This window comes from Paenarthrobacter ureafaciens (assembly GCF_004028095.1).
GTDB classification, from domain to species: Bacteria; Actinomycetota; Actinomycetes; order Actinomycetales; family Micrococcaceae; genus Arthrobacter; species Arthrobacter ureafaciens.
Genome location: NZ_SBHM01000007.1, coordinates 1,817,754 through 1,838,242, shown reverse-complemented (window position 1 = coordinate 1,838,242; position 20,489 = coordinate 1,817,754). Strand labels below are relative to the sequence as shown.

At 64.4% G+C, this 20,489-nt stretch carries 20 protein-coding genes; all 20 read right to left on the bottom strand.

Annotated elements, in window-relative coordinates:
• Positions 1 to 45: 45 nt before the first annotated feature.
• Entirely contained in the window at positions 46 to 831 is a 786-nt protein-coding gene (locus AUR_RS12940; protein ID WP_164888681.1) for a D-glutamate cyclase family protein, read from the bottom strand.
• Positions 828 to 2,435 carry an FAD-binding protein gene (locus AUR_RS12935; protein ID WP_206616246.1) on the bottom strand — a complete coding sequence of 536 codons (1,608 nt, stop codon included), beginning with the start codon at positions 2,433 to 2,435 and terminating at the stop codon, positions 828 to 830. The genes AUR_RS12940 and AUR_RS12935 overlap by 4 nt, the downstream gene beginning before the upstream one ends.
• Positions 2,436 to 2,485: 50 nt before the next feature.
• Entirely contained in the window at positions 2,486 to 3,649 is a 1,164-nt protein-coding gene (locus tag AUR_RS12930; protein WP_082694490.1) for a zinc-dependent alcohol dehydrogenase, read from the bottom strand.
• Positions 3,639 to 3,836, bottom strand: a complete 198-nt coding sequence (locus AUR_RS12925; RefSeq protein ID WP_062094951.1) for a DUF4177 domain-containing protein — start codon at positions 3,834 to 3,836, stop codon at positions 3,639 to 3,641. The genes AUR_RS12930 and AUR_RS12925 overlap by 11 nt, the downstream gene beginning before the upstream one ends.
• Before the next feature lie 77 nt (positions 3,837 to 3,913).
• Positions 3,914 to 5,188, bottom strand: coding sequence for a Rieske 2Fe-2S domain-containing protein (locus tag AUR_RS12920; protein WP_062094950.1), 1,275 nt, complete (start codon positions 5,186 to 5,188; stop codon positions 3,914 to 3,916).
• A 105-nt stretch (positions 5,189 to 5,293) separates the two neighbouring features.
• Complete coding sequence (locus AUR_RS12915; RefSeq protein ID WP_062094949.1) at positions 5,294 to 6,322, bottom strand: amidohydrolase family protein; 1,029 nt, start codon at positions 6,320 to 6,322, stop codon at positions 5,294 to 5,296.
• A gap of 29 nt (positions 6,323 to 6,351) precedes the next feature.
• On the bottom strand, positions 6,352 to 7,350 hold the full coding sequence (locus AUR_RS12910) for a PDR/VanB family oxidoreductase (RefSeq protein ID WP_082694491.1): 999 nt from the start codon (positions 7,348 to 7,350) through the stop codon (positions 6,352 to 6,354).
• Between the two features lie 11 nt (positions 7,351 to 7,361).
• Positions 7,362 to 8,015 carry an RraA family protein gene (locus tag AUR_RS12905; RefSeq protein WP_128397170.1) on the bottom strand — a complete coding sequence of 218 codons (654 nt, stop codon included), beginning with the start codon at positions 8,013 to 8,015 and terminating at the stop codon, positions 7,362 to 7,364.
• A 173-nt stretch (positions 8,016 to 8,188) separates the two neighbouring features.
• Positions 8,189 to 9,181 (bottom strand): substrate-binding domain-containing protein, encoded by a 993-nt coding sequence (locus AUR_RS12900; RefSeq protein ID WP_128397169.1) that lies wholly within the window; start codon positions 9,179 to 9,181, stop codon positions 8,189 to 8,191.
• A 66-nt stretch (positions 9,182 to 9,247) separates the two neighbouring features.
• Positions 9,248 to 10,057, bottom strand: coding sequence for an enoyl-CoA hydratase/isomerase family protein (locus tag AUR_RS12895; protein WP_062094945.1), 810 nt, complete (start codon positions 10,055 to 10,057; stop codon positions 9,248 to 9,250).
• A gap of 50 nt (positions 10,058 to 10,107) precedes the next feature.
• Positions 10,108 to 12,291: a xanthine dehydrogenase family protein molybdopterin-binding subunit gene (locus AUR_RS12890; protein ID WP_062094943.1), complete on the bottom strand. Its 2,184-nt coding sequence runs from the start codon at positions 12,289 to 12,291 to the stop codon at positions 10,108 to 10,110.
• Positions 12,288 to 13,175, bottom strand: a complete 888-nt coding sequence (locus tag AUR_RS12885) for an FAD binding domain-containing protein (protein ID WP_062094941.1) — start codon at positions 13,173 to 13,175, stop codon at positions 12,288 to 12,290. Before AUR_RS12885 ends, AUR_RS12890 begins: the two co-directional genes overlap by 4 nt.
• Positions 13,172 to 13,651 (bottom strand): (2Fe-2S)-binding protein, encoded by a 480-nt coding sequence (locus AUR_RS12880; protein ID WP_062094939.1) that lies wholly within the window; start codon positions 13,649 to 13,651, stop codon positions 13,172 to 13,174. Before AUR_RS12880 ends, AUR_RS12885 begins: the two co-directional genes overlap by 4 nt.
• A 2-nt stretch (positions 13,652 to 13,653) precedes the next feature.
• Positions 13,654 to 14,295 (bottom strand): enoyl-CoA hydratase/isomerase family protein, encoded by a 642-nt coding sequence (locus AUR_RS12875; RefSeq protein WP_062094937.1) that lies wholly within the window; start codon positions 14,293 to 14,295, stop codon positions 13,654 to 13,656.
• A 48-nt stretch (positions 14,296 to 14,343) separates the two neighbouring features.
• Positions 14,344 to 16,506, bottom strand: coding sequence for an acetate--CoA ligase family protein (locus tag AUR_RS12870; RefSeq protein WP_062094935.1), 2,163 nt, complete (start codon positions 16,504 to 16,506; stop codon positions 14,344 to 14,346).
• A gap of 46 nt (positions 16,507 to 16,552) precedes the next feature.
• A complete protein-coding gene (locus AUR_RS12865) occupies positions 16,553 to 17,599 on the bottom strand; it encodes an ABC transporter substrate-binding protein (RefSeq protein ID WP_062094933.1) in 1,047 nt (348 codons plus the stop codon).
• Positions 17,600 to 17,676: 77 nt separating this feature from the next.
• Positions 17,677 to 18,555, bottom strand: a complete 879-nt coding sequence (locus tag AUR_RS12860; RefSeq protein WP_062094931.1) for a class III extradiol dioxygenase family protein — start codon at positions 18,553 to 18,555, stop codon at positions 17,677 to 17,679.
• Positions 18,548 to 18,919 (bottom strand): protocatechuate 4,5-dioxygenase subunit alpha, encoded by a 372-nt coding sequence (gene ligA, locus AUR_RS12855; RefSeq protein WP_062094929.1) that lies wholly within the window; start codon positions 18,917 to 18,919, stop codon positions 18,548 to 18,550. Before ligA ends, AUR_RS12860 begins: the two co-directional genes overlap by 8 nt.
• 2 nt (positions 18,920 to 18,921) lie before the next feature.
• Positions 18,922 to 19,623 carry an RraA family protein gene (locus AUR_RS12850; RefSeq protein WP_082694493.1) on the bottom strand — a complete coding sequence of 234 codons (702 nt, stop codon included), beginning with the start codon at positions 19,621 to 19,623 and terminating at the stop codon, positions 18,922 to 18,924.
• Positions 19,620 to 20,348: an RraA family protein gene (locus AUR_RS12845; protein ID WP_206616244.1), complete on the bottom strand. Its 729-nt coding sequence runs from the start codon at positions 20,346 to 20,348 to the stop codon at positions 19,620 to 19,622. The genes AUR_RS12850 and AUR_RS12845 overlap by 4 nt, the downstream gene beginning before the upstream one ends.
• Positions 20,349 to 20,489 lie beyond the last annotated feature (141 nt).

Below are 20,489 nucleotides of genomic sequence, written 5' to 3'. Positions count from 1 at the left end.
CAAAGTTCCCGGTCCACGGAGAAACGGACCGGGAAGGACGAATTTCTAGAAGACTGCTGTTTCTTCCACCCTGCGGTCGGTGATGAGCATGTAAGGAGGATCGAAGGTGATCATCAGGTCCGGCTTGGCGGCCTGGGCAGCCAGTACCGCGGTGGCACTGCACGCCCAGAACACGGGAAGTTCATCTGCACCCAAAGTTGGTGCCGGTCCGAAGTCCGGAGCGGAAAGGTCCTTGAGGCCCAGCTTGGCGGGATCCCCGAAGTGGACCGGTCCGCCGTGGGTGGCCGGAAACCGCGAGGTTACCTGGATGGCGCGGATAGCGTTGGCGGTATCCATGGGCCGCATGGTGACTGCCAGGTTGGTGCTGAAGTTTCCTACGGCGGTGGTGGGAATTCCGGTGGTGTACACGCGTCCTTCGCCGCGGACCACCCCGGCCTGCGTCAAAGCATGTTCAAAGGTGAGGGAACAGCCCAGGTAGAACGCCACCATGTCCTCCCGCCACAGGTCCTTGACGTCCGAGGCCCGGCCGACCAGTTCGCCGTCGCGCCAGATCCGGTAGCTGTGGAGCTCGCTGCGGATGTCCCCACCGGGAGCGAGTGGCCCGGGATCGGGATCGCCGGGGGCACCCATGTGCAGCAGTCCGGCAGCCTTGGAATTGAGCTGGCAGAACTTCAGGAAATCTGCGGCATGGGAACCGGGCAGGATGACCACCGACGACTGGGTGTAGCCCTGCGGAATGGTACCGAGGTTCCCGTCCCAGCGCCCTGCGGCGATTTCGGCGCGCAGTTCGCGGGGGTGGGTGAAGAGCGGCGGTGCCATAAGCGTGTTCATACTGCGCTGCCTCCGATTCCGGCCAAAGCCCTTTGGTTGTCCCACGGCAACAATTGAGCGGCGTCCTTGGCTGCAAGCTGCCCGGAGATAAGGAACTCCGCGATGTCGCCCATGGAGTTGTAATACGGCCCCCACAAGGATCCGCATTCACCGATGGCGTACAGCCGGCCGATCTCCCGATCCCGGTGGTCCAGGACCCGCTGGGATGCATTGTGCTTGGGGCCGCCGTGGGTGTTGACGAACGTCGGGAGCATGGGTCCCACTGCGTAGTACGGGCCTTCACCCAGTTCCACGCGGTAGTCCGCGCGCCCGAACTCGTCCGGTTCCCCGTCCGCGATGCGGCGGTTGTACTCTGCCACCGTGCTTTCCAGCACTTCCGGGTCCAGGTGGCCGCCCCGGTACGCCCCGGGAACCTCGGCGAATGCACACTTGACGGCGAGTTCGGCCAAGGTGTCCGCCTTGAGGACCCAGCCATTCCCGAGTTCGGCAAGGTTGTCCTCGCTCCACGCCGGTGTGCGTGAATTGAGCGTGGTCATGACGGCTCCGGCGTTGAAGGCTTTGGCGTCCATGATCTGGAAGGCCGGAACGTGGTTGAACTCTGCTGACTCCACGTCCACGCTGAACCAGCTCTCCCGGTTTGAGTAGCCGTGATGGACGTCCCCGGTTTCGGTGGTCTCGTTGTGGAACCGCCGGGCGTTCTTGTCCACCCAGATGATTCCGCCGCCATCTTTGAAAGCCGGGGCCCTGTGCCCGAAGCCGGACATCCGCATGAAGTCGTAGGTCACGTAGACCCTGCCCGGTTCCACCTCAACACCCCAATACAGCGGGCCGGACACCGAGTTCATGTGCCAGAGCTGCGCACCGGCCCCCTGGGCCAGCTCGATTCCATCGCCGGTCAGCTGCGGGCTGCCGAGGAACAGGACAGGGCAGTGCGTGAGATATTGGCGGCGCATGCGTTCGTTGAACTCGAAGCCTCCCGTTGCCAACACGGTTGCTTTCCGCCCCGCGATGTTCACCATCGAACCGTCGGCTGTCCGGGCGGTGACGCCCAGGATTTCTTTGGTTACCGGATGCTGGATCAAGTCCACCACGCGGGTTGAATGCTGGATGGTGGCACCCCGCGCTTCCGCGAGCGCGGCAATGGACTCGTAGAGGGCGGCACCTCCCGGAGCCTTGATGACGCTCAGGCCCAGCAAGCCTTCGGCTCCCGGGGCACCGGGGTACTCGGGGAAGAATCCGTCCGCCCTGAACGGCTGTGGGTCTTCTTTCATGTCGAAGCCCAATTGAGCCTGAAAGTCAGGAATGTCCTTCATGCCCTGGATGAACGCATCCAGAACGTCTCCTTCGGTCTGGCCGGCACACATCCAGTCCAAGTACTGCTTGGCTTTGACGTCATCCACCGGGTATGTGAGCAGCGATCCCGCGACGCACACGGAATTTCCGCCACCCTGTTCGGCCTTTTCCAAGACCAGGACATCTTCGCCCAGCCCGGCGGCGGTGGCTGCGAACGTCGCCCCCGCACCGCCGTAGCCCACCACCAGGAGGTCCGCTTCCCGGTCCCAGCGCGGTGGGCGCCAGCCGGTCTCTTGCATGTTGTCGTTCACCGTTGAACTCCTCATTGTTGGGTGGTTGCGGTCCGGTTTTCCGCGCATGCTTACGGCACGATGGTTGCGTGCAAAATCGGATTCGAGTCCCATCCGCCGGTTGCGCGGAGCGCGGCGTCAACGTCGTCCAGCCCCCCGACGAAGTTCGACATCTTCTCAAGAGGATACTTGCCTGAAGCAATGAGACGCAGTGCCCATTCGACGGATTCGAAGCTGTGGCCACGGACGGCTTGCAGGTCCAGATGCTTGCGCGAGAGTTTCCATACGGGAAAGTTGCGCAGGGGCGTCCGGGATGCGGCGGCCATAATGATCCGGCCGCGCTTGGCAACCATGTCGATGGCCAATCCCAACGTTTCATCCGTCCCGGCGGCGGCGTCGATGACCAAATTCGCGCCGACGCCGTTGCTCAGATCCAGGACCGCCGCCACGGCGTCGTCCGGGTTGGGGCCGTCAACCACCAGCGTGGCATCCGCCCCGAACAGCCGCGCGACCTCCAGACGCTGCTGGTCGCGTTCCAAGCCAATCACGACGACGGTCCCCGCGCCTGCCTCACGGGCGGCCAAAAGACTGCCGATGCCGGCCTGGCCGGGACCCATGATGACCACGCAGTCACCCGGCCGGGTGCCGCCGTCGAGGTATGCCCATTGATAGCCGTTGCCCAGCGGCAGGCCCAGGGTAGCGAGGACGGGAGACACGCCGTCGGGCACTTCGTGCGGCACCGAATTGGGATGCACGTACATCACTTCCGCGTACCCGCCCCACAGTCCGTGGCCGACGTCGATCCCGGTGGAACCGAAGCGCAAAGCGTCCGGGTTGGCCGAGGTATCGGAGGCCAGGCAGGACCTGAACTCCGAGCTGCGGCAGAAGGCGCAGTGGCCGCACGGCAGATACTCCTCCAGGAGTACCCGGTCCCCGTCGCCCACGCCCCAGCGTGCCGCTGCCAGCTCCCCGACCGAAAACAGCGTACCGACGTTCTCGTGCCCCATGATCCTGGGCGGCAGGTCCCGCCCGTAGGAATCCACATCCGAACCGCAGACGCCCGCCGCTTCGATCCGCAGCAGCGCAGCATCCGCATCAACCTTCGGAAGCGGGAAGCTGCGGAGTTCGTTCCGTTGGGCGTCCACGGTCACCGATGCACGGACCAAGGATCGGTCAGGCCCGACGGCGGCCGGCCGCCCGGCGGTGACGACGGCGGCCGATGGTTCAGGCCGCATGGTTCTTGGCGCGGGCAAAGACCAGGAGCAGGTAGCCGGTGGTGGAGGAGTTGTAGATGATCGGCTGGATGTTTTCCAGCGACCAACCTTCGGCGTCGTGCTTGTCCAGCTCTTCCTGGACTTTGGTGGCCACCGATTCAGGCGTGTATCCGGTGGCCCGGACCTCTACGACGTGATGTTCCTGCATTGTGGGTACTACTCCTTTAAGCTTCGTTGGCACTGGTGCGGTTGCTTGCGTTGACACCGGCGGTCATTTCCGGCCGCTCACCACTGTGCGAGCGTCATCTTTTCGGCTGCTTCACGCCAGTCGGTGCCGTGCGGCACCAGGGCGTCCGCGCCACGGATGTCGCGGTAGGTTTCCGGCTCGGTACCGAGGGGAGCCTTGCCCGCTTCCATGTCGTCCATCAGCTTGAGCAGCATCCGCCGGCAGGCCAACACAGCGCGGTCCGTGCTTCCCAGGGCCTCGGTGCTGCGGTCCACGATGGGACCCATGCCTTCCTGGATGGCGTAGTCCTGGGTGTTGACGCCCTCGATGCCGGTGAAGGTCTTGGTGCGCTGGACTTCACGGTCAATGAAGTAGTCGTTGGACTGGTTGCGCTTGAGCCAGTAGGTGCCGGGAATGCGCTCGGGGATGCCGCGGCCCATTTCGGACTCGTGTGCTGCCCACCATTCGTCGGTGATGGGGTAATCCAGGTTCGCGGAAGCCAAGGTGTTGTAGACCATGACGTTCTCGTCATCGATGGGGACCCAGATGTGGCCGTAGAAACCGGGCATTTCCGGCGTCTTGCCGTCCAGGCCCACCAGGAAGCCGCGGCATTGCTGTGACGGCAGGAGGTACTGGTAGATGCGGAGGTACGTGGTCTCGTCGCCCACGTTGCGTTCGGAGGCGTAGCGGAAACCGTAATCGGTGAAGTCCACGTCCAACTTGGGGTGACGGTCGAGGTTGCGCAGCAGGCGCGGGTTCTCAAGGTCGTTGTTGTGAGCGAAGGAAGAGTGTGCGGTGTCGATGCCGCCCTCGATTGCCTGCAGGAAATTGCAATGCTCACCGGACTTGGAAACGCGGCGGTGGGTCTCCGGCGCCCGCATCCATTCCTGGTCCGGCACCTCCGGAGTGTGCTCCTGCGGACCCATGTAGGTCCACACGATGCCTGCGGCCTCGTACGTGGGGTACGCCTTCATGCTGACGCGGTAGCGGAACTTGCTGTCCGGCTGTTCGGTTGGCATGTCCACGCAGTTGCCCAGGGTGTCAAACTTCCAGCCGTGGTAAACGCAGCGCAGGCCGCATTCCTCGTTACGGGCAAAGAACATGGGAGCTTTGCGGTGCGGGCAGAATGCGTCAACCAGGCCAACGGCGCCGGAGCTGTCACGGTAGGCAATCAGGTCCTCGCCCAGGATACGGACCCGTACCTGGGGCGAATCGGGTGTGGGAATTTCCTCGCTCAGGCAAGCGGGGATCCAGTAGCGGCGGAAGAGTTCGCCCATCGGCGTTCCCGGACCTACGCGGGTGAGACGTTCGTTGAGTTCTGGGGTGATGCGCACAGAGGCCTCCTGGGGGATGCAGCAATGAAGGAAATCGAGAGAAGTGGAATTACTGAAGTTCCTGGCGGAACACGCAGCGGAAGAACGGCGCCGGGGCGCTGGCCGCTAGAGCCGCTTGTAGAGCGAGCGCGCGTTGTCTTCCAGGATGAGGGAACGGTCGCCGGGGGTCAGCCAGTCAAAGCCGTTGATCAGGGGAAGAAGATCGTCGTAGCTGCGGCCGGTATCCGGGTTGATCGGAGATCCGCTGCCGGGGACCTCCGTGCCGAACAGCACCTTGCCGGGGCCCACGAGCTTGATGAGCAGCTCCAGGGACGGCCCGGAATGCACCAAAGAGTCGAAGTGCAGCCGGGAGAGCGATTCGTCGAAGCTTTCGATGGCAACGTCGCTCTTTTCCTTGGAATCGTACGACTCCACCTCGGTGTTCTCGAGGTAGCGCGCGGAACGCCAGCGCCCAATCTGGTAGGGTACGGAACCGCCGCCGTGGCTCATGATGAGCTTGAGGTCCGGGAAGTCGCGGAGGGCACGGGATTCGGCAAGCGAAATGACGCTGCGGCTGGACTCGGTAATCATGTGCTCGCTGTAGGACTCACGCCAGCTCTTGCAGCCGGCCGAGTGGACCAGGCCCGGGACGTTGAGCTCCACCATCTTCTCGAACAGCGGGTACCACCACTCATGTCCGATCCGCGGAATACGCAGTTCCTGGCCCTCAGCGGGATCGGGATTGATGAGCACGCCCACAAAGCCAAGTTCCTCGACACAGCGTTCCAGTTCCTCCACCCATGCTTCGGGGGAAGTGCCTACAGCCTGAGGGAGCGCCGCAACACCCCGGAACCGCTCGGGGAAAGCAGCAACCTGGTCAGCAACTGCGTTGTTGGTGGCGCGGGTCCACCAGTTGACGATGTCCGCCGGCTCCTCCGAATGCATCAGTTGGAACGGACGCGGAGAGATGAGCTGGATGTCGGTTCCGACGGCGTCGAGCAGGCCCACATGGCGCTCGGCGGCGGCCTGGACCTTGTCCTTGGGAAGCTTCACGCCGGAGCGCCCGTGGGCCCCGCGGCCGGCAAGAAGGATGGAACGGTAGGCGTAGAGTTCGGCCGGTGACGAAACATGGCCGTGAATATCGATGACTGTCATGGGGACTCCTTCCCTGGCAATGCAGGGGGCTAAAGGTCGAGGACGATTTTGGGGCCCTTGGCACGGGACACGCAGGGGAACATCGATTCGTTCGCCTCACGTTCAGCCTTGCTAAGGATTTGGTCGCGGTGTTCGATCTCGCCGAACAGGACCCGGGTTTCACACGTTCCGCAGAATCCTTCTTCGCAGGATGAGGGCATGTCCGGGCGGACCTTGCGAATGGCTTCGAGGACGCTTTCTTCCGGCAGCACCTCAATGGTGGTGCCCGTGCGCTCCAGCGTGACTTCAAAGGCACCGGCTGCGCTCTCCGCCGGAGCGTCGGTTGCCGGGGGCTTGGGTGCGGCGCCAAAGCGTTCAAAGTGCACTTGGTCAGCGACTCCGAGGGCTTCCGCCTTGGCCAGGACTGCGCTGAGCAATCCTTCCGGCCCGCAGCAGTAGATTGCAGTGGATTCATCAACCCGGGAGAACGCCTCATCAAGGTCAAGGATGCCCGCGGTGTCCTGCGGAACCAGCGTCACGTTCTTCTCCCCCAGCATGGCCAGCTCCTCCCGGAACGCCATGGAATCCAGCGTTCTGCCGCCGTAGAAGAGATGCCAGGGTTTCCTGTCCCGCAGTTCCTGCACCATCGCAAGGATCGGGGTGATGCCGATGCCGCCGGCGATGAACACATAGTTCGAGGCGTAGGCCAGCTCAAAGCGGTTCCGCGGTCCCCGCACTTTCAACACGCGGCCCGTGAGTACGGTGTCGTGGATTTCCGCCGAACCTCCGCGCCCTGCCGGGTCCCGCAGCACCGCTACTTTGTACCGGCAGCTGTCGTTCGGGTTTCCGCACAGCGAGTACTGGCGGACCAGCCCGGAGGGAAGCTCAATTTCCAGGTGCGCGCCGGGCGTCCATGCCGGGAGATCCTTGCCCTCCGGATGCACGAAGGTCAGGGAATGCACACCGTCGGCTTCCCACTTCACGTGGCGGACCCGCAATTCCATCAGGGCCTCTGCGACCGCGTCCTTTTCCAGTGTCTGCATGCTCATGATGAACTCCCTTACGCAACCGGGGTCTGAAGCCGGTGGTAACCGGCGCGCTCGCGGGCTTGGCGCAAAGCCGCGCCTTGCTGGATTTCCGCCCTGATGGTGTCCTCGGTGAGCTGGATCCGCTCCGCTACCTCGATGACTTCCTCCGCTCGGGCAGCCGGAACCACCACCACGCCGTTGATGTCGCCGCGCAGCAAGTCGCCGGGGCGGACGGTTACACCCCCGATGATCACGGGGACGCCGATGGCCTCAAGCTGGACGCGGTCCTTGCCGGTCCGCATCCAATTGCCGCGGGTAAAGAGCGGGTGATCGAACTCCAGCGCCCGATCCAGGTCCCGGCAGACGCCGTCGATGACTGTTCCGGCCACACCGTTCTTCTTGGCCACCGTGGTCATCAGGTCTCCCCAGACCGTTGCATCGAGGCGTCCCGCGTTGTCGATCACCGCTACGTCGTCCGGACCGAGATCGTCCACGAAGTCCCCCACCGTGCCGCCCAGTTCGTTGGCCGGCACGTACTTGATGCAGAACGCCTTGCCCGCCAGGTTGAAGCTCCGGTCCAGCGGCATGATCCCCGCACACTGGCCGACGATGCCCAGTTTGTCCAAGGCATCACTTACTGCCGGTGTATCCAAAACCGCGAGCCGCTGAATCAGTTCCTTGCTCATGTGGCGTGGTCCTATCTTTGCCGGGCGGCCTCATCATCGAGGCCCCAAATCCGTGACTTCAATCACTACTAACTGAGAAGTGCGTCACTCATGATGCTATGGGAGCGTTCTATAGAATGCAACAGGTTTTTGCGGGTTTCCGCGGATATTTCAGGCTCCGCCGATGCAGGGCACTAGAACTGGAGGGTTTGCTTGGCAAAGACCTCGCGAACGTCCACCTCTTCAGGCAGCAGCCCTTGCTCCACCAAGTAGCGCGAGGCGGCCTGGAGCGCGGCAGCTGCGCCCTGGAAGCCATAAGGTACGGGATCGCCGTAAACAGCCTGATCCACGGCCTTTCCATCGACGATTCCAGCCGTCTCATAGAGGCCGAACAGTTCGACGGCGCGCGCCAGGGTGGCGCGCTTTGCTTGTTCGAACGTCGAGTAAAGATTGAGTACAACCCACGGGTGCTGCTCAACAAGTTCTCTACGTACCACCACGCAGTGATTGATAGGCAGCAGGCCATGAGCTGCGAGGTAGCGCTGACCTTCAGCCCGGGCATCCGCGAAGAGCGGTACGACGTCGGCGCTACGGTCAGCGGCGCCCGTGGAACGGTCGATCAGGTTGTTCTCCGTCAGGTGCACAAAGGACGCGTCCAGCTCGCCGCGGCCCATCATGCCCGCCAGCGTTTCCCCCGGCTGGACGTAGCTGAAGTCGACTCCGGGAGGAGGCGTGAACCCCGTTGAACCGCCATGGCTGAGCTCGGCAGGCCGCTCCATGAACCATTTCATGTCGCCGGGCAACACACCGAAGTCATGCTGCAGGACGGACCGCGACCACAGCGCGGACGTCTGCTGATACTCGGGCACGCCCACACGTTTGCCGCGGAGATCCGCCGGGGTCTCAATGCCCGCCCCGCGCCGCACCACGATGCTGGTGTGGAAGAAGCGCCTCGTGGTGAACACCGGCAGCGCCACCCAGTCACGGTTCCCCTGTGCCCAACCAATCAGGAGGGTTGCCAGCGACATCTCGGAAACGTCGAAGTCGCCGAACTTGAGTTGCCGCCAGAACATCTCCGAAGGATGGACGTAGCTCAAATGCCAGTCGATTCCCTCGGGCTGAAGCCCGGACAACGGCGTAGTCATGGCATTGCGGGACAGACAGGCACTGATCCTGAGTCGACTCATTGTTTTCTCTCCAAACTGGAAGCCGGCACGGTACCGCAGGGCACCGTGCCGGCCGGGCAAAGGATGCTAGGCGTTGCGGACGTATTCCTTGTTGGTGCCGCCCTTTTGGGACTTCAGGTAGCCCTCCACGTCACCCAAAGGATCGATCGACATGCGCATGCGGGCAGCCACCATGTCATCGGAGAACATTGCGTGGTTCAGCGGCAGGTGCTCATCCAGGTGCATGGCGATCTTTCCGTGCGCCAGGACGGTGGCGTTGCGGCTGCCGAGTTCCTTGGCGATCTGGTAAGCCTCCGTGTCAAGCTCCGCGGCCGGAGCTGAGAGCGTGGTCAAGCCCATCTTCTCGGCCTCGAGGCCGTTGATGTTGCGGCCCAGAAGCTGCAGGAGCACGGCCTTCTTCCGTGGAATGCCGGACTTGACCACCTGTGCCGTCACGCCCTGGCCGAAGCTTCCGCGGAGCACCTCCGGCATGCCCATCTGCGCGTCCTCAGCGGCGATCACAACGTCGTGGGCCAGCATGAGGGAGAACCCGCCGCCGAGGCAGTAGCCGTGGACGGAGGCAACGGTCAGCTTGGGGTAGTCACTCACAGCGAGCGTCATGCGTGCGGGCGTCTTCCACTTTGCCCAGTCATACAGTGGGCGGTATTCGGCGCGGAATGCCTTCAGGTAGTGCAGGTCCATGCCCGAGCAGAAGGACGGGCCGTTGGCACGGGTCAGCACAACCTGGATGCCGTCGTCGTCGCGGACTTCTTCAAGTGCAGCGATGTAGCCGTCAAGGATGTCGCCGTCCAGCGCGTTGTGCTTCTCAGGGCGGTTCAGCGTGATGACGGCTACTTTGTCGTCGTAACGCTTTTCCAGCAGTACTTTCTCAGTCATGGTGTTCTCCTTGCGTTGTATGGAACTTATGAGGATTTGAAGTGGCTTCCCTAGCGCGATGCCACAGCCAGGGAAGCCTTTTTCCTGATGCCGTCAAGAACCCGTTCGGCACTCAACGGAAGCGTTGTCAATCGCACTCCCACGGCGTCGTCAATGGCGTTGGCCACGGCGGCGGGTACTCCGATGTTGACGAGTTCCCCTACGGCCCGGACGCCGGTGAGTCCGTGCACCGGAAGCTCGCTTTGGTCCACGAAGTACAAGGCGAGCTCGGGGACGTCCACGCCGGAGGCGATCTTGTAGTCATTGAACGAGTCCAGCTCGATGCGGCCGTCCTGCGGGCGGAGATCCTCGAAAAGCGTCTGGCTCAGCCCGTAGACGAAACCGCCTTCCAATTGGCCGCGCAGCCCCACCGGGTTCAGCACCGGCCCCACGTTGACCGCGAGCACCGCTCGCCGCGCACGGATGATTCCCGTGTCGGGTTCGACGGCGACCTGGACCGCCAACGCGCCATGCGCATGTCCCAGCCCCTCCACTTCGTCGCGGCCCACGGAACCCTGGCCTTCCACCACGACTTCCGCGGCGCCCAGGGACTCCAGTGCGTCGGCGATCCAATAACGGGTGTCCTGGACCGGCGACGGCGTACTCACCTGAAGCGCGTCGAGCAGCTTGGCGGCGGCGTCGTCACAGGCTCGTCCGACGACGACGGTCACGCGGCTTGCGCCGGCGCCCAGGTCGACCAGCCCGCTGTCAGTCCCCCGCCCCTTGACCTCCAGGTGCGAGCTTTCCAGGCCAAGGCGGGTGGCCACGAGCTTGCCGAACGTTTCGAAACTGCCCGCGCCCTGGTCCGGAACGGCAAGTTCCAGCACCACGCGGTGGCCGTTGGCCGTGAGCCGGACAGTAGAGTCACCAGGGCCCGCACTGCGATGGAAGAGCGAGTATCCCGTCCCGATCACCGTGTGGCCGTCCACTTCGCCGCCCCGCTTCCACAGGGCTGACTCGCAGCGGACCTTTTCAAGGAGTTTCCTGGAGATGCCCAGCCGTGCATGGCGTCCCTTGAACTCCAAAGGATCTTCGCCGCGTTGCCGGGCGATCATCTCCAAGTGGGACTCGGAAGCGAAGATCGTCTGGAATTCCCCCGGGGAGCGGACATGCGATCCGGGAAGCGTCGTGGTGTACGCGCCGATGGCACTTTCGTCCAGGTGTCCGACGTCGTAAGCGCCCAGCGGCAACCCCAGCATGGGGAGGATGCCCTTGGGCATCGGCTTCGGCGCTACGAAAGCGCCGCCGTCGAGGACGAAACGCGATTGGTGGGCGTGGATGCGGCCGTCGGCCAGGCCGGTACGCAGTGTCAGTGAGCCGGCGTGGCGGCCCCCGGTGGCCCCGAGGGTCTCGGCGAAGGACAGACGACCCCGGACAGGGCGGCCGGTGCGGGCGGACAGGAAGTAACAGATGGCTTCCACGAACGGGTTGCCCTTGGAACCGAAGTCTCCCCCGATCTTCACCGGTCGGATCTCGAAGTCCTCCTCCGGCCTGCCGGCAAGCGCCGCGAGGTCCCGCCGCAACTTGTAGGGCTCCTTGTGCGAAGCGTGCACGATCACCCGGTCGCCGCTCGCGTCCACCAACGCGCCATGGGTCTCCATGGGAGCCGAGGAACTGCGCTGCCATGTGAAGGTGTTCTCGAAGACCTCGTCGCACTCGGCGAACGCAGCCTCAGGATCGCCGATGACGCGGGCGTCTTCGCCCTGGACGTTGTGGTGGCTGCGGACGGGAACAGCGTTGAGGTACTCCGCGTAGGCGGGATGGATCGCCTCGGCCGTTTCGGACAACGATTCCTCCGGGCTCAGCAGCGGAGCACGCTCTGCGTATTCCACCGAGATGAGTCCTGCTGCCCGCCTGGCGGTTTCCAGGTCATCAGCTGCGACGGCGGCCACCGGCTGCCCGGCGAAGACCACCTTGTGGACGGCGAACACCGGATAGTCCCGGGTGAACCGGCCAAAGCGTCGCTCGCCGATGTCTCCGGCGTGGAGTACAGCCCGGACACCGGGAACGGCGATCGCTTTGGACGTGTCGATGCCCAGGATGTCCGCGTGCGGATACGGAGAGCGCAGGACAGCCATGTGAAGTGCATCCGCCGGGATGTCCTGGGCGAAGAGCGCGCGGCCCGTGACGCGCTCATGCGCGTCCGACGTGCCGTGCCCCTCCGGCGCGCGGCCGGTGTACTCAGCGCCGCTCATAGGGCGCAGCTTTCGGCGCGGGCGGGCGTCGCGGTTCGCATCATGGCCCGGTTCAGGGCAACCCTTACGAGGTCCCGCTTGTACATGGCGCTGCCGCGGTGGTTTGAGCAAGGCCTGATGTCCGCGGCGAGGACATCAGCTACTTCTTCGATCAGTTCGGGTGCCACCCGGCCGTTTGCGTCGATGTCAGCGCCCTCCAGCAGGCCGGCCGCCCGTTGCGTGTGGACGTGGGTGTCCGCGGCACCCACCAGGATGCGCGGCCGGGTGATGCGGCCGTTGCTTGCCTCGAAACCTACTGCGAGCGAGAGCGTGGCGTAGTCGTCAAGGGAGTTGGTTTGAAGCTTGCACCACCCGATGCGGGTCCCGACCGGGCGCGCCGGGACGTTGACGCTGCAGAGCAGTTCACCCGGTTTCAGGACGGTGGCGAAGGATCCCGTGGCGAAGTCCGCAACCGGAACCGTCCGCCTGCCGGCGCTCGACTCGAGCACTACCTCCGCGCCCAGGGCCCCCAGCAGCGGCGCCGGATCGTGCCGCGGATCCGCGTAAGCCAGGTTGCCGCCCAAGGTGCCAACTGCCCGCACACGGACGTTTCCGACGTCGGCGAACATCTCCCGCAGTTGCGGCTCATGGGCGGCAATCCGTTCGTCGCGGAGCAGTTGCCCGTGCGTTGACAACGCCCCGATGGAGAAGCCCCCGGCAGGCGCGGCGGTAACCCCGCGCAGCCCGTCGATGCTTGCCAGGGAAACGATCGATGCGGGGTCGATTTGTCCCTTTGTCAACGCCATGGTGAAGGCAACGCCGCCGGCCAATGCGTAGGCGCCGGGTGCTTCCAGGAGTCCGCAGGCCTCGGCGATGGTGTCCGGTGTGGCATAGGTGGTGCTCATTGTGCGGCCTTTCGAAGAGCACGGTGGATACCGTAGTAGCCGGTGCAACGGCAGGATGTACCGGCCATTTCAAGGGCGATGTCCGCCGTCTCCATCTGGCAGACATCGTGTTTCTCCAGGAGCGCGGTGCCCATGACCAGCTGGCCCGAGGTACAGAAGCCGCACTGGAATCCGCCTTCCTCTTTGAAGGCTTCCTGCAGGCGGGAGCAGGCCGGGCGGGCCGACAGTTCTTCGATGGTGGTCACCGTGCGGCCTTGGGCCTGCAGCGCCAGCATGTGGCAGGCGGCCACCGGTTCGCCGTCGAGCATGACGGAGCAGACTCCGCAGAAGCCAACCTCGCAACCAACCTTGGTGCCGGTCAGTTCCAGGTCCTCCCGGATGAAGTCCACCAGCCGACGCCTGGCAGGCACCTGGGCGTTGACCTCGGTGCCGTTGACGGTCAGGTTCAATGGGTAGAGCCGCTGCGGAGCCTGCATTGTCACGCCGTCCTGGTTTCCAGTCGCGAGGTCCAGGAACGGCGGCCGTTCTCCAGTGCCTCGACGTTGATCTGTGCCAGTGCCTGGGCTTCCCGCGTTGCGGTCTCCAGTGCGGTGCCGGGATCGACGACCGCTTCGATGAGCCCAAGGTCCAGTGCCTGCTGGGCCGGAACGCGTTCACCGGTCATGGCCAGGCGCAGTGCCTTGCGTGGCCCGATGATTTCGGCAAGCGCCGCGACGATGGGCCGCGGGAACCGTCCGTGCAGGAACTCGGGGATGGAGAGCCAGGCCGAGCTGGACATGATGACCCTGGGGCAGGTGCTCAGCAGGTGCAGCGCCGCACCCAAAGCGGGACCTTCGACGGCGGCGAACCAGATGAGCGGTGAATCCTCGAAGGCCTGGATGAGGCGGACCCCTGCCGGCGGGACGCCGGGGATGCGCTTGGCTTTCAGGTCTCCGCCGGCGCAGAACACCGGGCCTTGGGCGTCGAGGACGCCCACCTTGATGCCGGCCGCGGCGAACTCGTCGAGTGCTGCGATGGCTTGGTCGACGATGTCCTGAGTCATGGCGTTGCGGCGGGCGGGGTCTGCCAGCGTGAGGTAGCCGACGCCGTCTTCGATGCGGTGGTTGACGAACTTTTCCATGGTTTCTTCCTGGTCTGGTCTGGGAGTGCGGGCGTCTGGTCCGGGCGCTTAGCGGGCCGCGAGGACGATGAGTGCGTCCAGGGCGATGACCCTGTCTTTGGAGACGTTCAGCGGGTTGATGTCGATGGCCTCGATCAGGCCGTCAAGATCAACGGCCAAGCGGCCCAGGCCCTGGATTGCCGCGAGCACGCCCTCGTGGTCCAGGGAGGATCCGCGGAAGCCCGTCACCAGGGTTCCGGCCTTGGTCCGGGCCAGGACTTCGGAGGCGGTCTCGCGGTTGAAGGGCGGGAGGCCAACAGCGACGTCGTCGAAGAGTTCCACGGTGACGCCGCCCGAGCCGACGGCGACGACGGGTCCGGCCTCGGCGTCCTGGGCGAGGCCGAGCATCAGCTCGGTACCTCCGGAGACGAATTCAGCCACCAGCACCTCCAGGGCGGCATCGGGCTGGACTGCCGCAAGGTTCTTCTGCAGCTGCGCGAAGCCTTCACGGACCGCTTCCTCATCCTTGAGGTTGAGCAGCACGCCGCCGATGTCCGACTTGTGGGTCAAGGTCTCCGAGCTGATTTTCAGCACCACCGGGTAGCCGATCTGACCTGCGGCGATGACAGCTGCTTCGACGTTGCCGGCCCGCAGTTCCGAGGTGGTGGGAATGCCGTACTCGCGGAGCAACGCCTTGGAATCGAACTCGGAGAGGCTCACGGCTTCTCCGGCCACGGCCTTGGCGCTGAGCTCGGCCCGGATACGTGCGGCTTCGGGGTGCGGCTCATGGCCCGGACGGGTACGGGCGGAGGCTCCGGCGCGGCCGGCCTTGGTGATCACCGAGAGTGCGCGGCTGGCTTCCTGCAGCACGTAGATGCCGGGAAGTTCCTTGCGGACGGCGCGGGCGTGGTCGGTCAGCGAGTAGGAAGAGAGGGACATGGAACCAACGGGCTTGCCCAGCGGGTTCTCACCCGAGGTCATGGCCGACAGGTTGCGCAGGTACTTTTCTTCGCGGATCTTGTGCGGGCCGCGCGGCAGCTCTTCCTGCACCAGCACCACGTCGATGTTGGGGTCGGCTGCCATGAGACGGACACACTTCTCGTAGATCTCCGGATTGGACAGGCCCGGGAAGCCCGAGTCCAGCGGATTGCCTACGGAAGATCCGGCGCCCAGGATGGCGTCCAAGGCCTCCACCGTGGCGGGGTCGAGCTTCGGGAACGTGATTCCCTGGGCGGAGGCATAGTCCATGAGGAGGTCTTTCAGGCCACCCGAGTGGGATACAACGCCGATGCGCGGGCCAGGCAGCGTGCCTGCGTTGAGAAGCAGCTCGATGGCGTCCACCAGTTCGTCCTGGGTGTGGACCACTACGACGCCGAGCTCCGCGGCCAACGCTTCGAAGGCGCGCAAGGAACCGACCACGGAACCGGTGTGGGCCAGTGCGGCCTTGCGGCCTTCGGGCGAAGCACCAACCTTGAGGACCACAAGGCGCTTGCCCTGTTCCCGGACCAGTTCGGCAGCTTCGCGGAAAGCCTCGACGTCCTTGATCGATTCGATGAAGCAGCCAATCACCTCGGTGCGCTCATCGGTGGCCAGGTGCTTGATGTACTCAGCGCAGCTGAGCGACATTTCCGAACCCGAAGCCACCAAGGTGGAGGGTTCCACGCCGCGGTCCATCAGGGCCTCGTAGGTAAACATGAGGACACCGCCGCTCTGGCCGACCAGCGCGACTTTTGAGCCGCCGTCGGACCCTGTGCGGGCCAGGGCGATGGTCATGACTGCCGAGTCGAGGCGGAACAGTCCGCCGAAGTTCGGGCCGGCGATGGGAATGTCCGTTTCCGCGGCGATGGCACGGATCTCGGCGCCGAGGGCCAGGCCTGCAGGGTCTCCGCCTTCGCCGAAGCCGACGGCATGGATGGCGATGGCACGGGCCTCCGCAGCGATGGCTTCACGCAAAGCGGCGGGAACCATGGCTGCGGGGACGGAGATGATCACGTGTCCCGGACGTTCGGGAACGTCGGCGATGGACTTGAAACAGGGGACGCCCCAGAGTTCTTCGCGGCGGGGGTTCACCGGGTAGACCTTGCCGGAGAAACCCAGCCTGGTCAGGTCCTTGTGTGCCTTGTCAGTGGGGCCGCGGTCGGAGGCGCCAATGATCACGACGTTCTCCGGGGAGAAGAGGGACGTCAAGTCGGAGGCTACAAGGCCTTTGGTATCGAGCAATTCGGTGCTCATCATTTTTCCTTAGCTGTTCAGGGAAGCGGGTCCGTGGAACTACCCGCTATTTGTTGTTTTTCAGTGATTCGAGGGCCTTGGCCCGGAAGGTGTCATCCACGTAGTCGCTGGACGGTATGACCTTTTCCGTGACTTTTGCTGCCACCAGGTAGTCCTGGAAGGCGGAGACGGATTCCTCGTCGAACACTCCGTCCGTCTTCACGGTGGGAAGCTCCACGTTGGCCCAGTCCGCGGGGTCGGTCATGCTGGTGTACTTGGTGAGGATCTTGACAACTTCGTCCCGGTTTCCGCCGGCCAACGCGTTGTCGTAGAACTCCAGCGCCCGCAGGGTGGCCGCGGAGAACGCGGTGACGGCTTCGGGATCGGACTTGACAATGTTTTCCGAGGCCTGGAGCCAGGTGGGGAAGCCGGAGGCAACCTTCCCGACGCCGGCGGCCTGTACCGCGATTCCCTTGGCGACGGCCACGGAAGCCAGCGGTTCAAACATCCAGGCAGCGTCCACCTTCTTGTTGGACAGGGCGGACAGCATGTCCGGCAGGCCCATCACGGTGAACTGGCTGGCGGCAGGGTCGCCGCCGGCAGCCTTAATGGCCGACTTGGCGAAGTACTCGCTGCTGGTGGACGGCCCAACGATTGCCACACTGGCCCCGGCAAGGTCGCCGGCACCCTTGCCGGCGTCCGCCAGGTCCTTGCGGATGAGAAGGCCGGGAATGCTGGTGTTCGGCGAGTACACGTTGGTGGCCAGGATGACAGGATCCTTAATGCCCGACGCCGCTGCGTTGAAGAACGTTGCGTTGGGCTGGCCAGTACCGAACTGGACACCGTTGGAGACAAGGAGGGCGGGAATGTCCGCCGAGGACTTGACCGGGACCAGTTCCACGTCCAAGCCGGCCTCGGCGAAGTACCCCTTCTCCAAGGCGACGTACAACGGGATGTCGGCGGCCGCGGAAAGTGACGCCACTTTGACCTTGGCGTGCTTGGCAGGCGCGGCACCGGCTTCGCCGCTTCCCGCAGACGCGCAACCGGTCAGTGCCAGCAAGCCCATCGCTGCTGCGACCGCCCCAAGGCGCAGGCCAAGGAATGACTTTTTCATGATGTGCTAAGTCCTTTCAGACAACCAGTTCATTCACAGACGGCTAGCAGGTGCGCCGCCCACGCGTGACGCCGGTACTACCGACCTGCGGTTTGCAGCGCGTCGGCCTTCTTGACCGAGGCTGCGTTTTGCATCGCAACCACACCGGCGGCGGTGTTTGCCACGGGGATGACATAGCCGCTCAGGCCGGTTTCGACGTCGTCGTCGAGTGCGCCGCGCATGATCAGCCACATCACCAGTTCGGCACCTTCGGAACCGGCCAGGTTGATGTATTCCGGGTTGCTCAGGGAAGCCAGGCTCTCCGGGGAGTTAGCGATCTCCGAGAGGAACCTCCGGTCGAAATCGGGGTTGATGTGCCCTGCGCGCTCGCCCTGCAGCTGGTGGCTCATGCCGCCGGTGCCGATGACGGCGACCCGGACATCTTTCGGGTAGGAACGCAACGCCCGGCCAATGGCCCGTCCCAGCTCGTAGCAGCGCTGCGCACTGGGGGTCGGCTGCTGGACGACGTTCACAGCCAGGGGAATGACCTTGACGGGCCATGCTTCCGGGGTGCCGAACAGCACCTTCATGGGCGTCGAGAAACCGTGGTCGACATCAAGGCTCTGGCAGACCGTCAGGTCGAAACCTTCCGGGACTACCGAGTCGATGATGTGCCAGGAGAGGTCAGCGTCTCCCGGGTACTCAGGCAGCGGAGGGCGTCCGAACCCTTCATCGGCCGGCAGGTAAGACTCCGCCGCGCCAATCGCGAAGGTGGGAACCAGATCGAAGGAGAATGATGCGCCGTGATCGTTGTAGATGACCACCAGAACATCGGGCTTGGTTTCCGAAAGCCAGCTTCCGACGTCGGTGAATGCCTTCATCAACGGGTTGGTGTCCTTCCCCGTGGCGGCGGCGTCCACTGCGGGACCGAGTGCCGGAACGTGCGATATGCCGATTCCTGCGACGATTTCAGCCATTGGGCTGTCTCCCTCCGTTGCTCATCATTTCCTTGAACTCTTCGGCGCTTGTTCCGGTCATGGCCGCCAGCACCTGCTGGACGGTCAGTCCGTCCATCACGCCGATCTTGTAGGCGAAGTAGATGTTTCCGCCGTGCTTGATCATGCTGAGCCAGTCGCGGGTCCGGACGGCCTCCCGCTGCTCTTCGGTGAGGCCGAAGCGTTCCATGAAGGCCTCGGGGTCGGACTGGAAGGCCTGGCGTTCTGCGGGGCTGTTCAGGGCTGCGCTCATCTTGTTGAGCGGGTAGCCCATGCGGGAGCGCCGTCCGTCAAAAACGTAGGTTCCGGGGATTTGGTCGAAACTCAGGGGCGTTTCCTGTGCCATTGTCAGAGGCCTCCTTCTGTTCGGGATTGACCTGTTAGGTAGTCGCGGGGCTGGTCGGAATCGCGCAGTGGAGAACCGAGGGCACGGAAACCGTAGACATCCACCGTGAGTTCGCCGTTGCGCAGCCGTTCCATGTAGGTGTCTTCCTTGGCCACTCGCTCCCGTGCGGCCTCGATGACGCGGGACACATCGGCGGCGGGGATGACGCACACGCCGTCGCGGTCCGCTACCACCAGGTCTCCGCGGGCCACCACCCGGCCACGCAGGGTGACGTGCCGTCCCACGGTTCCCGGCCACTGCTTTTCGGTTCCGCGGATGGAGATCGAGGTGGAAAAGGCGGGAAAGCCGAGCGCGGCGAGTTCGCGGGTATCCCGGACCCCGCCGTCAATCACCAGTCCGGCGATGCCACGGGCCTGCGCCGCTACAGCCATGACCTCGCCCCAGTAGCCGAACTCTCCCCCGCCGGCGTCCACCATCAGGACGTCCCCGGGCTCGGCGTCGGCCACCCCCCAATGGAGCGCGAGGTTGTCCCCGAGGCGGGCGGATACCGGGAGTGCGCGGCCCACGATCTGGGCTCCGTCCCAGGAAGGGCGGAAGGCTGCGTCCAGGTAAAGGTCGTTCTTGGATGCCTCGTAGAGAGTTGCCGATCCCATGGCTAGAAGTTCGACGGCGTCGATGTCCAGGACTCCCGCTTCGACGCTCATGCGGATGCTCCTGCTTCTGCCACAACTGCGGGGAACCGGGAATCGTGCATGACCTCTGCGACGTTCATGCCGGACCGTACGGCCTGGGACATTCCCGCTTCGCGCTCGGCGATCCGTTCGGCAAGCTCGATCACGCGCTCTGCCTCGGCTGCCGGAACGAAGACCACGCCGTTCCAGTCTGCTATCACCAGATCACCGGAGAACACGGGCACTCCGCAGACCTGGATCGGCTGGTCCATCGATTCCTGGACGATCCGTCCGCGGGCACTCACCGGAACGGCCGTCCTGGCGAAGAGCGGCAGCCCCACGGCTTCGGATTCCTGCACGTCGCGGCAGGCGCCGTCAATAATGACACCGGCGATTCCACGCTGCTTTGCCGCTTCCGCCAGCAGGCCACCCCAGCACGAGACGTCGGTGCGGCCGTGGTTGTCGATGACCACAACGTCGCCCGGATCGGCCTTGGCCACCAGCGGAGTAGCGATGTGCGTGGTGGGCCCGGACCCCGACTTGGGTGCTGCTTTGACAGTGCGAACGCGTCCTGCGGCAGGTTCACGCGGCGTCCACCGGGCCGTCAGTCCGGTAACAGCGCCCTGCAGCCCCAAGGTGTCCAATGCATCCGAGACCGCGCAACTGTCCAACGCCCGCAGCCGGTCCATCAGCTGCGCTTCGAAGGCCTCCGGCGCCGCAGTTGCGACTTCCGCTTCCAGCATTTGATCAAACTCCATCCACCACATCGTGTGACGGGAACCACATCGTTTCCGCCTGACATCGACTCTACCTAACTAGTGCGTTATTGAGAATCGCACTTGTGTGGCAAACTATGAGGCAGATCTCCTACACAGTGTCGGAGTCCCTGGCGGTTTCGG

Coding starts and splice junctions, on each gene's coding strand:
- AUR_RS12925 (WP_062094951.1), bottom strand. CDS start 3,836: ATGCAGGAACATCACGTCGTAGAGGTCCGGGCCACCGGATACACGCCT.
- AUR_RS12910 (WP_082694491.1), bottom strand. CDS start 7,350: ATGAGCATGCAGACACTGGAAAAGGACGCGGTCGCAGAGGCCCTGATG.
- AUR_RS12865 (WP_062094933.1), bottom strand. CDS start 17,599: ATGAAAAAGTCATTCCTTGGCCTGCGCCTTGGGGCGGTCGCAGCAGCG.
- AUR_RS12885 (WP_062094941.1), bottom strand. CDS start 13,175: ATGAGCACCACCTATGCCACACCGGACACCATCGCCGAGGCCTGCGGA.
- AUR_RS12870 (WP_062094935.1), bottom strand. CDS start 16,506: ATGAGCACCGAATTGCTCGATACCAAAGGCCTTGTAGCCTCCGACTTG.
- AUR_RS12895 (WP_062094945.1), bottom strand. CDS start 10,057: ATGACTGAGAAAGTACTGCTGGAAAAGCGTTACGACGACAAAGTAGCC.
- AUR_RS12875 (WP_062094937.1), bottom strand. CDS start 14,295: ATGGAAAAGTTCGTCAACCACCGCATCGAAGACGGCGTCGGCTACCTC.
- AUR_RS12850 (WP_082694493.1), bottom strand. CDS start 19,623: ATGAGCGTCGAAGCGGGAGTCCTGGACATCGACGCCGTCGAACTTCTA.
- AUR_RS12890 (WP_062094943.1), bottom strand. CDS start 12,291: ATGAGCGGCGCTGAGTACACCGGCCGCGCGCCGGAGGGGCACGGCACG.
- AUR_RS12915 (WP_062094949.1), bottom strand. CDS start 6,322: ATGACAGTCATCGATATTCACGGCCATGTTTCGTCACCGGCCGAACTC.
- AUR_RS12900 (WP_128397169.1), bottom strand. CDS start 9,181: ATGAGTCGACTCAGGATCAGTGCCTGTCTGTCCCGCAATGCCATGACT.
- AUR_RS12930 (WP_082694490.1), bottom strand. CDS start 3,649: ATGCGGCCTGAACCATCGGCCGCCGTCGTCACCGCCGGGCGGCCGGCC.
- AUR_RS12880 (WP_062094939.1), bottom strand. CDS start 13,651: ATGCAGGCTCCGCAGCGGCTCTACCCATTGAACCTGACCGTCAACGGC.
- AUR_RS12940 (WP_164888681.1), bottom strand. CDS start 831: ATGAACACGCTTATGGCACCGCCGCTCTTCACCCACCCCCGCGAACTG.
- ligA (WP_062094929.1), bottom strand. CDS start 18,919: ATGGCACAGGAAACGCCCCTGAGTTTCGACCAAATCCCCGGAACCTAC.
- AUR_RS12845 (WP_206616244.1), bottom strand. CDS start 20,348: ATGGAGTTTGATCAAATGCTGGAAGCGGAAGTCGCAACTGCGGCGCCG.
- AUR_RS12860 (WP_062094931.1), bottom strand. CDS start 18,555: ATGGCTGAAATCGTCGCAGGAATCGGCATATCGCACGTTCCGGCACTC.
- AUR_RS12905 (WP_128397170.1), bottom strand. CDS start 8,015: ATGAGCAAGGAACTGATTCAGCGGCTCGCGGTTTTGGATACACCGGCA.